At 37.8% G+C, this 11,383-nt stretch carries 5 protein-coding genes; 2 read left to right on the top strand and 3 right to left on the bottom strand.

Annotated elements, in window-relative coordinates; genetic code table 11:
• Positions 1-7: 7 nt before the first annotated feature.
• From GJU32_RS19885 to GJU32_RS19895, 3 genes are all read right to left on the bottom strand, one after another.
• Entirely contained in the window at positions 8-1,564 is a 1,557-nt protein-coding gene (locus GJU32_RS19885; RefSeq protein ID WP_155593660.1) for a putative polysaccharide biosynthesis protein, read from the bottom strand.
• Entirely contained in the window at positions 1,561-2,301 is a 741-nt protein-coding gene (locus GJU32_RS19890) for a WecB/TagA/CpsF family glycosyltransferase (protein WP_230875099.1), read from the bottom strand. The genes GJU32_RS19885 and GJU32_RS19890 overlap by 4 nt, the downstream gene beginning before the upstream one ends.
• A 363-nt stretch (positions 2,302-2,664) precedes the next feature.
• Positions 2,665-4,515 carry an S-layer homology domain-containing protein gene (locus GJU32_RS19895; RefSeq protein ID WP_155593661.1) on the bottom strand — a complete coding sequence of 617 codons (1,851 nt, stop codon included), beginning with the start codon at positions 4,513-4,515 and terminating at the stop codon, positions 2,665-2,667.
• A 632-nt stretch (positions 4,516-5,147) separates the two neighbouring features.
• Between GJU32_RS19895 and GJU32_RS19900 the strand changes: the two genes are divergently transcribed.
• Together GJU32_RS19900 and GJU32_RS19905 are read left to right on the top strand one after the other, a co-directional pair.
• Positions 5,148-8,882 carry an S-layer homology domain-containing protein gene (locus tag GJU32_RS19900; protein WP_155593662.1) on the top strand — a complete coding sequence of 1,245 codons (3,735 nt, stop codon included), beginning with the start codon at positions 5,148-5,150 and terminating at the stop codon, positions 8,880-8,882.
• A gap of 572 nt (positions 8,883-9,454) precedes the next feature.
• A complete protein-coding gene (locus GJU32_RS19905) occupies positions 9,455-11,350 on the top strand; it encodes a stalk domain-containing protein (RefSeq protein WP_155593663.1) in 1,896 nt (631 codons plus the stop codon).
• Positions 11,351-11,383 lie beyond the last annotated feature (33 nt).

Below are 11,383 nucleotides of genomic sequence, written 5' to 3' on the forward strand. Positions count from 1 at the left end.
CTCTTATTTATGAAAATCTTTTTCCGATAACAGGGATTTTCTTTAAATCTTGTTTATGAATAGCTTTCATCATCCATAGTAGAAGGAAATAAATAGCTCCTCCAACTAGGATTGCGACAGTCAGATAACCCATTGCCCACATTCTAGACCAATGTGTAAAATCAAGCCAAAGGGTCGGTAAACCAACTGCTGCCCCCATTACGATCGAAGAAACAATCATTTTCACCGTATCTTTTCCAATGACAGTGAAGCGAATCATACGATAAATAAAGACAGAATTCACAATAAATAACACAAAGTATACCAACAATGTTGCATATGCCGCACCATCTAAACCGTATGCTTGAATAAAGAAGATGTTAGAGAACACCTTGAGAACAACACCACTCAAAATAATGATGGCTCCTGTTTTTGCAGCATTCATCCCCTGTAAAATGCCTGTTCCAAGCAGTGTCAGGGATGTAAAGACAGAGCTAAGATTAATCATGGCTAACATTAAGCTTCCCTCTAAGTCTTTGAAAAGAGCTAGATTTAAAGGCAAGGTTAAGGCTAGTAACCCTATAGCAGCTGGCCAAGAAATGAGATGTGTCATACGATGTGTTCGTTCAATAATACTGCGTGTTTCATCCAATTTACGTTCGGCTAGCTTCGTTGTAATCAGCGGCACAAGTGGTAAGATAATCGAAGAAGCAAACACAGTCGTAATTTGAACTAATGTCAGCCCTCGACCATAAATCCCGTAAAGGAAGCTAATTTCACTAGCATCTGCCCCAGCATTTCTCAATCCATATGTGACCGTGAAGGAATCAACAAAGTTAAAGAGAGCCATTGTCACAGAACCAATCGCAATTGGGATGGAGATTTTTAAAATGGTTTTACTATAGGTAGAGAAATCCTTACCAGAATATTTCTCCTTACTCGTCACTTTTACTGAAGAACGGAAATATTTAAAAAGTAAATAGAAAAGTGAACCGAGTGCCCCAAGTACAGAGCCTGCCATAATACCACCAGCTACGATATCATTTGAATAATCCATCGCAACTAGGAAATACGCAACAATTAAAATTAAAGCAACACGTACTAACTGCTCAATGACTTGCGAGATGGCAGTAGGTCGCATATCCCCAAAGCCTTGGAAAAATCCACGGTAAACGGCCATATAAGGAGCTACTAGTAACGTGAGGGCAACAATAATTAACGCAATCTCTGTTGAAGGTCCACCAAGTGCATTCGCTATCTGCTCTGAAAAGCCGTAAATGATTGTAAAACTAATGACGCCAAAGGATAGTGCAAGGATTCTTGCTGTTACATAAATTTTTCTAATTTTGGCAGCGTCATTACTCGTTCTAGCTTGTGCAATCAGCTTAGAAATAGCGATAGGGATACCAGCAACGGATAAATATAGCGCCACCATATAGACAGGATAGACAAGACTAAAAATACCGAGTACTTCATCGCCAGCAATATTTTGAAGTGGTATACGGAACATACTGCCGATTACTTTAGAAAGTAATGTCGCAATTGTTAAGATGAGTGTACTTTTGACAAATGTTGACTGACTCATTTTGTTTTGCCCTGACCTTTAAGCTTTAATGCAATAATCTTTAAAGCAAAGCGAGGGAGCACGAGCATTCTGCCAAAACGACTTGGCTGACGCAGCAGTCGATAGAACCACTCAAGGTTTAACTTTTGCCAAATGACTGGCGCACGCTTCACAGTGCCAGCGATGACATCAAAGGAACCTCCTACACCGATAAATACACCCTTTGAAAACTTATCTAGGTTTTCAGTAATCCATTTTTCCTGTCTTGGTACACCTAAAGCCACAAACACAAGATCAGGCTGTAATGTCGCAATCTCATTTGCAAAATCATTGTTATTCCAGTCAAAGTAACCATCATGATAGCCAACGACATCAACATTCGGATAGTTCTGATGTATATTCGCAACTGTTTTTTCGATTGTTTCTTTTTGTGCGCCTAATAAATAAATTTTAAAATGCTTTTGTTGGCCAACTTCCAAGAGCCGTACCATCGTATCATAGCCTGTTACACGCTCTGGAAGTGAATCACCTAGCATTTGTGCAGCTTTAACGACACCAATACCGTCCGCACAAATGTAAGTAGCCTGCTGTAAATAACTCATCACTGTAGGATTTTCATTTGCCTGCATGACAACTTCTGGATTGGCTGTCACAACGAAAGTCTTTTCTTGCTGTTCAATACGATTAACGAGTAAATCAACAAACCCTTGCTGACCAATATGTAAAAAGGGTACGCCCATAATCGTTACATGCCTCATATAGTGTTCAAACCTTTCTGTAATTCCTTTTTCACTGCAATCTATCATACCATAAAAGCAATATTGACAGGAAATTTTCGATAAAGGGTTTACCTGTAGTAAGAGGGCATATCACTGAAAAAAGAACGGTTGCAAAAAAGGATGTCAATAGTAATAGGAGGGCAAAGCCTATTGCTATGCATGAACTATTTAATGGTTGAATAAGCATAAATTTGTACTAAATTTTAGGAGGAAATTTTGATTATTATAACCTGTAATTACGAGTTTCTTCTATTATATAGTGATTAAATAACCAAACGAAAAAAGGCCAACAAAAAGAGTGCGAATCAATGTCGCACTCTTCTTTGGATAATCGCAATTGAATTATTTTTTTACAATATAATCGCCATGCACCCAGCCTGTTTTTCCATTGTAGATTACTTGATACCAGGCACCATTCTTTATAAATTCACCTTTATCATCGACAGCCCCAATAATAAAGCCATTCGGTTTAACCGTTCCTAAAATGGCGCTCGTAGTGGAAGGTTCACTTCTGACATTGAGCGTGATGTTCATGTCGACAATCTGTAAGCCATTTTCGAGACTAACATAATCATCAATTATCCAACCTTCTTGTCCATTAACACTCACTTTGAACCAACCACCATTTTCGCCAAGTAGTTTGAACGATGTGTCCTTTGGCAAATTTGTAATAATAGAAGCAGCATCTGCTGTATTTGGATACGTTCTAAAATTGACATTACTAGTAGCCTTTCCAGTTGCCCCAGCTAAACCTAAATCCAACGCATATTGCTTTGTTGGGCTTGGTAATGAAGGAGCGGAAGACTGACTTTGATAAGCAGGTACATCAAACACTAAATTGCTTGACGTATGAGCACCAATTAATTCGTAGATGTCATAAATCTTTTTCGCCTGGATCACTGCCCACATAACATGCGTAGCATATTGATGATCTGTTGGTTTGTCCGGATTCCAACGCATTTTATACAACGTGTCCTGACCCTTACTAATATATTGATCCTTTACAAATTGTGCACCACCAATAATAGCATCCTGAACGGTAAACCAGCCATTTGTATAGGCACGTTCAGCACCATATTTATTTGCATCAGCATCAATAGCACCAATGCCGTAAACATTGTAGGTTTTCTTAATCTCAGTTAATTTTTCACGATTTTCAGCAGTCACCATCATCGGTTTACCGTTTGTATCTAAGCCAACCTCGATGCCTTTTATAAGTGCAGAGGCACCATTGGCCGTTTCATGTAGCGCATGGGATAACAAATAAATGGCATTCACATTGTTATCGACACCCGCCTGAATAAAGGCATCCGCTGTATCTGCTAAGCTTCCTTTATTTGCAAGTACTTTATCGTTCAGTTCCTTTGCACTAAGGTTATTCATCACAGTAGATAATTTTAAAAATTGATAATAAGAGGGGCTATCCTGCATAAAACTTTTAGGATGTACATAGTATGACACTAGTGCCTCGCTAGCCGTGAATACGCCAGCACCATCGACCTTTGGATTATTGTTAGCCTGTTTACTTACCACTGAAGCGTAATCATGTGAGTAATTCGATGTAATGTACTGCTTACCACCAGTCTCTGATTCATCTAAATGGATTAAACGGTAGAGTACAGTAGCTGCCTCAGCCCGAGTTGTTTGAGCAAGAGGTGCAAATTGATTATTAGGTTTCCCAACAAGTAGCCCTGTTGTTACGACAGCTTGTACATCTGCATAGGCCCATTTGGCAATACGAGCATTGTCACTAAAAGTAATAGGGGAGGAAGACGTGCTGATGTTTTGATAATGGAGAGCTCTTTTTAACATAGCCGCCATTTCCTGACGATTAATATGATGATTCGGATTGAACTTGCCTTGCTCATCACCTTTAATCAGTCCGTGATAGCTTGCTTGCTCGATGACTCCATAATACCAGTCACCCTTCTTAACGTCTGAGAAGGTTGCGTTACTAGAAGCAGCTGGCAGGTTAAGTGTTCGAACTAAAAATGCGGCAAACTCAGCACGAGTAACAGCATCATTCGGACGATAATTGCCAAATTCATCACCCTTCATTAAATCGTTGGTAATGAGATAGTTCATTTCATGGTAGGCCCAGTGCTTCGATATATCTTCTGCTGAAGCGGTAGTAGGTGCAAGATATAGCATTCCTGCAAGCACTGCCCCGTAAAGAGGTAATTTACGTTTCATTTTTTAAGCTCCCTTCAATAGCTGATGGTGTTCTATCAAACTATCAAAAGTGTAGCATAAAAATAGTCAATCTATTATTACAACATGGGTACAGATAGATTTAACTATTAATTAATAAAGAAGAAACTCATAAAGGTAGTGGAGTAAAGGCACAATTCGCTAAGAAACGCCCTATATATTTCTGTTTCTTTACAATTATAACTAAATTATTACGGGAGTCTTTAATTTTTGACAATTTAGTAACCATTCCAGAAAATGCTTGGTTATTATTGAGAGTAAGGTATAATAGGTAACGGAACTATATGTTACCAATCCAAATGAGGGTATAATTAGTTGGAAGGTTTATTGTATCTATTTAATACCATAATAGGTATGGTAAATAAATCTTCTATAACTAAATTTATGTCCCAATGCTTGAATTTAGTAAAAGATAGTGTTATATTATTGTAGAAAGTGAATAAACTTACTAGAATGGTATTCTACTACGCTTTTTCTAGTAAATTTACTAACAAATTTGCTTTAGTTTTGTATTATTCAAGAAAGCTATAATACATACATTTAGGTAACTAGGCGGTACTATAGTTTTCGTTGGATTAATATCAATTTAAGGAATTTTAGGGAGGAATACATTAATGGCAAAGCAAAACAAAGGCCGTAAGTTTTTCGCGGCATCAGCAACAGCTGCATTAGTTGCATCAGCAATCGTACCTGTAGCATCTGCTGCTCAAGTAAACGACTATAACAAAATCTCTGGATACGCTAAAGAAGCAGTTCAATCTTTAGTTGACGCTGGTGTAATCCAAGGTGACACTAACGGGAACTTCAACCCACTTAACACAGTAACTCGTGCACAAGCTGCAGAAATCTTCACGAAAGCTCTAGAATTAGAAGCTGACGGCGATGTAAACTTCTCAGACGTTAAAAAAGGTGCTTGGTACTACAACTCAATCGCAGCCGTAGTAGCAAACGGCATTTTTGAAGGCGTAAGTGCAAACGAATTCGCACCAAACAAATCTTTAACTCGTTCTGAAGCAGCTAAAGTTCTTGTAGATGCTTTCGGTTTAGAAGGTAGCGAAGGCCTAGGTCAATTCGCTGACGCTTCTCAAGTTAAACCTTGGGCTAAAACTGCTCTAGAAACAGCTGTAGCAAACGGAATCTTCACTGGTTCTGAAGAAAACGGCAAATTAAACTTAAAACCAAATGCAGCAATCACTCGTCAAGACTTCGCAGTAGTATTCGCTCGTACTCTTGATCTAGTTGATACTGAAACTCCAGTAGATGCAGCTATCAAAGCAATCAACAACACAACTGTTGAAGTAACATTCGACGCTGAAGTTGATAATGTTGAAGCACTTGATTTCAAAATCGAAGGCTTAGAAGTTAAAAATGCAGCTGTAAAACAAACAAACAAAAAAGTTGTTGTTTTAACTACTGCAGCTCAAACAGCTGACAAAGAGTACACAGTAACTCTTGATGGAGAAAAACTTGGTTCATTCAAAGGTGTATCTGCAGTAATTCCAACTAAAGTTGAATTCGTAGAACAATCAGTTCAAGGTAAACTTGGTCAACAAGTAACTGTTAAAGCACAAGTTACTGTAGCTGAAGGTGCTTCTAAAGCTGGTATCCCAGTAACATTATTCGTACCAGGTTCAGCTGACGGAATTAAAGCTCCAGTTACTGTTGAAGCAATTACTGACGACAAAGGTGTAGCAACTCACACTTATACTCGTTATGCTGCAACAACTGATACTGTAACTGTATACGCAACTGGTGACCGTTCTAAATTCTCAACTGGTTATGTATTCTGGGGTGTTGATACAATCCTAGCGATTGAAGAAGTAACTACAGGTGCTACAATCAACAACGGTGCTAACAAAACTTATAAAGTAACTTATAAAAACGATGTAACTGGTAAACCAGAAGCTAACAAAACATTTAACGTTGGATTCTTAGAAAACATGAATGTTACTGCTGACAAGTTGGCTAATGCTACAGTTAACGGTTTATCTGTTAAACAATTAAGCAATGGTACAGCTTTAGAAGCTGCACAAATTACAACTGATTCTAAAGGTGAAGCAACATTCACAGTATCAGGTGTTAATGCAACAGTTACTCCTGTAGTTTACGCTTTAAATCCTATTTCAGCTTCAGAAGCAACTAACAACAACAAAACTTATAAAGCATCAGCTTTACAAGCTACAACTTCTAAAGTAGTATTTGCAGCTACTCAAGCTGAATACAAAATCGAAATCACTCGTGATGGTGGAGAAGTTGCAGCAACTGGCGAAGCTAATGGTCGTGAGTATAAAGTAGTTGTAAAAGATAAAGAAGGTAAAGTTGCTAAAAACGAAACTGTAAACGTAGCATTTAACGAAGATATCGATCGTGTTATCTCTACTAATACAAAAGCTAAGTTTGTTGATGCAGATACTGATAAATATTACCCAACTACTAGCACTGGAAACACTGCTAAACAAATTTCTGTTAAAACAAATGATAAAGGTGAAGCTTCATTTGTTATCGCAAGTGACAACGAAAATGACTATGCAACTCCAGTAGCATGGATCGATATCAACAGTGCAAATGCTAAACAAGGTTCATTAGATGAAGGCGAACCAAAAACTGTTGCTACTATTTCTCACTTCCAAGCTCCATATTTAGATGGTGCAGAAATTAAGGCATACAAAACTGGTGTAACTAAATCGACTACTAAATTCGATGGTAACGAAACTGCAGAATTCAAAGCAGAATTAGTGAACCAAAGTGGTAAAGTATTTACTGGTGGATATACAGTAGGTAAAGTTACTTACACAGTATTCAATACTGGTGGAGAAGATATTAAGGTTGGCAATACAGTAATTTCTCCTAACCGCAGTGAAACATTCACTTTTGAGAATGGTGCAAGCTTATTTGTAACTTCTGCTGAAAGTAAAACAACTTCTGTACGTGTAGTTGCAACTGGTACTGCTCGTAAAGATTCAAAAGACTTTGCATTCACAGCTAAAGAAGCTACTGCAACATTTACAGCTACAGATGATGTTCCAAATTCATACACTGGCGTAGCTGCACAATATAACACAGCTGATTCTGGTTCAAACAGCAATTCTATCTGGTTTGCTGGTAAAAAACCTGTAAAATATGCTGGTGTATCAGGTAAAACATTTAAATACTTCGGAGCTAATGGTAATGAAGTATATGGTGAAGCAGCATGGGAAGCATTATTAGCTCAATATGCAGCTACTACTCAAAAAGTAACAATTTCATACAATGTAGATGGCGATAATATTACATTTAAAGTAATTAGTGCAGTTGCTGGTACTTCTGTTGATGCAATTAAACCTGTTGTACCAACTACTCCAGTTGCTCCAACTACTGGCGCTTTAACATTATCTCCAGTAGCAGGTAGTACAGTTGATTTAACAAGTGCTACAAATACTTTAACAATTTCATTAGCTGATGCAGATCTTAACCTAAGTTCAACTGTTATCGATACGGCAACAGTATCTTTAAAAGATAGTGCAAATGCTCCATTATCACTTACATTAGTAGAAACTGGTGTAAATACAGGTGTATTCGCTACAACTGTTCAAGCGGGTACGCTATCTACTTTAGCTGCTGGTACATTAACAGTTACTTATGCAGATGCTAAAAATGCTGCAGGTGTAGCTCAAAATGTTACAGCTTCTGTAACGTTGAAAAAAGCAGCAGGTTCACTAACTTTTGGTTCATTCACTCAAGCTGTAGCAGATGCTCCTGCTAAAGTTGCTGAATATACTTCTAAATCAATTGCTGCAGATTATACATTTGCAACAGGTGAAACTATCACTTTAGCTATTGATGGTGGTGCGGCTACACCTATCAACCTAGTTGGTAAAAAAGGTGCACAAGGTGCTGTAGATGCAATTAAAGCAGCAATTCCTACTGCTGATGCATCTGTATCAGGAGATACAGTTGTAATTAAAGGTCTATTAGATTCTGGCGCAGGTAAAGTTGATGTATCTGCTTCTACAACTAGTCACTTCTTAGTTGCAGCTCCTGTATTTACACCAGCTGTAGTAGCTGCTGCTGCAACACAAGAATTCACAATCGCTACTAAATTAGCTGTTGGTGAAAAAGTAGTTATTGATGGTGTTGAATATACTGCTGTAGCATTTGGTACAATTCCAACAGCTACTCAATTTGTAGTGGAAGCTTCAGCTGGAGTATTAGCAGCTGAAACTGCTCAAGCAACAAACCTTGCGGCTGCAATTACTGCAAATACTGCTGATAAGTTTAATGCAGCTGAAACTGGTGCTGTTATTAAATTGACTTCTACTGTAACTCCAGTAGGTACTTCAATTACTAAACCAGTAATTACTGTGAAATAAGCAATTAACTACATTTTTGGTTAATTAGTTGTTTATTAAAATATTCATGAAAACTCTATGAGGATAATTTTCCTCATAGAGTTTTTTTGACTGTATTTTAAGACCTTGCTAACTGTAGAAATAGAAATACTGGCAAATGAATACTATTTACCTTCTTTCGAAAAGGATTTAAAAATCATGTAACTTTTTCTAATATAAAGAGTCTACTTAACTATATAAGAAAATAGGTGTTAGATGACAAGACATGCTAGTAGAACAGATTTTAATAATGAAGTTACTTATCAAGTAATATTCATACATAGAACGATTTGAATTTTATAAAAAGCCAGCTTCATTACTTTAAAACTCAGTATGATGGAGGTTATTAAAAAAGGATTTATCAAGCAACAATGCGTTTACTAGAAAATCTTCATGGAATTATGGAAATACCATTTGCTCCATATGAAGCTTTTGAAGGAGAGCGCTTAGCACTCTAGTACCGAATTCTACTTTTTTCGATAAGAATCCCACATTTTGGTGTTTTTCATGTTAAGATGATAAAGACTATTGAAAGAGAAAAAAAGGAGATTAAGATGTTTAAGAAACTAAGGACTACATGTATTGTATCAGCAGTTGCTTTGGCTACCATTTTGCCTGGACAAGCGTCTGCATCAGCTACTAGTAACAATGGAATTCAGATAAAAAACAATGTTTCGATCACGATTAATGGGGAGACGATTAGTGTCAATGACCCTATTTTAAATAAATCGGATTTCTTATTATTACCAATGCGTGCATTATATGAAGCGATTGGTGCGAGTGTCGATTGGAATAAGGAAACGTTGACAGCATCAGCTACTCGCAATGGTAAGAACGTTGATTTAACGATTGATTCGATGACGGCTTTAGTCGATGGACAAGAGGTGGGAATGGATGTTGCACCATTTATGTATAAAGACCGGACTTACATGCCCCTCCGTTTCGTTAGTGAAAACTTTGATGGCACTGTAAATTGGGATCCGGTTACGCAATCAGTAGATATTACGCTTTCCGATGATCAACAACCAGAGACACCACAGGAAGATCCTTATATTCTACATATCAATAACAAGCGTATTGTGATGAAAGATCCAATTGTTACGAAGGATGGAAGAACTTACTTACCTGCCAGCTATATTTATGATTATTTAGATGATTCCTCTGGCACATGGCAACCTGATGGCTCCTTTGAATTGCTAATTGGTGGTATGAGCTTTATTTTCAATGATAATAGCAATCAAGCTTTGGTTAACAATGAAGCAGTGACAATGATCGAAAAGCCATTTATTCAAAAAGGCAAAATGTACGTGCCTGCTAAGTTTCTTGTCGATGCGTTAGGCGGAAATTTACGCTATATCACGGAAAAGAAAGAAATGTATATTTACGTTTATCGTTATATGTACACAAGCTCCTTCCTGGAAAAATCATATGGCACTACGTCATCACCAGAGGCAGTTCCTTCTGCTCGTTTAGAAGGGGATCGTGATTTATTTATTAGTGATAACCCAGAAACGTTAACACGTAAGCTAGTGCCAACCAATAATGCAACGCTTGCACAATATGATGTGAAACCAACAGCAGCTACGAATAAGCATCGTATCTTTGGCTGGCATTACAACACGTTAGGTGCAGATGTCAATATTGGTATTACGGTTCAAAACAAGTCTACGACAGAAAGCATTAAGATCACTGACTCGAAAGGTATTAACCAAAAAACAGGAAATAGCTGGGTAGGTCATGATATTGGTTTGACGATCGCGGACGCTATGTTAAATAACAAGCTTAAAAAATCGGACAGTAGTGGTATTGTTATTGCACCAGGGGAAACGAAGGTGATTGAAACATTCGATCTACATCACGATTATATAATTGGTTTTTTACATGATCTAGATATTCAAGCGGTCAATGGAGGAAAGCCAGAGTATACAATTCGCACAGTGCTTTCCAAGGATGATACAGATTTATCAACAATCCTATCCGATCAGGTTGCAATTGATGAGTATGCGAAACATCCAAGAGGTGCGTGGCCAAGTGCTACTATTCTAGCAGAGCTACCAGCCTATACAGTAGATTCTCCTGAGGTGGGCTATAACATTTCTAATGGCCGTACTGACAATCTACAAACAGCTGAAAACTCACTTTCACAAATCAATGGTGCTGTCGGAAATCCAGGTCATTTCGGTATGAACTACAAAGTTTCCATTCCTGTGGTCAATCCATCGGGAACTACAAAAACGATTAAGCTGAAACTAGCTGGTCGAGGCGGGCTATACAGTGGTGCTATTAAGGTCAATGGTCAGGTATATTTAGTGCCTTCTTTAAGAGTGGGAGCAGAGTATGTTGAATTACCAGATTTCAAGATGAATGGTTCAAAAGATACGATTGAATTAGAACTAATTCATGCTGGCGGTGTTAATCTTCCAGTAGCTATCTATGTAGAAACAAAATAAAAAAGTCACTGGCACGGGTCATGTGACATGAAA

The sequence above is a fragment of the Lysinibacillus cavernae genome (assembly GCF_009724685.1).
Taxonomy (GTDB): domain Bacteria; phylum Bacillota; class Bacilli; order Bacillales_A; family Planococcaceae; genus Lysinibacillus; species Lysinibacillus cavernae.

Coding starts and splice junctions, on each gene's coding strand:
- GJU32_RS19885 (WP_155593660.1), bottom strand. CDS start 1,564: ATGAGTCAGTCAACATTTGTCAAAAGTACACTCATCTTAACAATTGCG.
- GJU32_RS19890 (WP_230875099.1), bottom strand. CDS start 2,301: ATGAGGCATGTAACGATTATGGGCGTACCCTTTTTACATATTGGTCAG.
- GJU32_RS19895 (WP_155593661.1), bottom strand. CDS start 4,515: ATGAAACGTAAATTACCTCTTTACGGGGCAGTGCTTGCAGGAATGCTA.
- GJU32_RS19900 (WP_155593662.1), top strand. CDS start 5,148: ATGGCAAAGCAAAACAAAGGCCGTAAGTTTTTCGCGGCATCAGCAACA.
- GJU32_RS19905 (WP_155593663.1), top strand. CDS start 9,455: ATGTTTAAGAAACTAAGGACTACATGTATTGTATCAGCAGTTGCTTTG.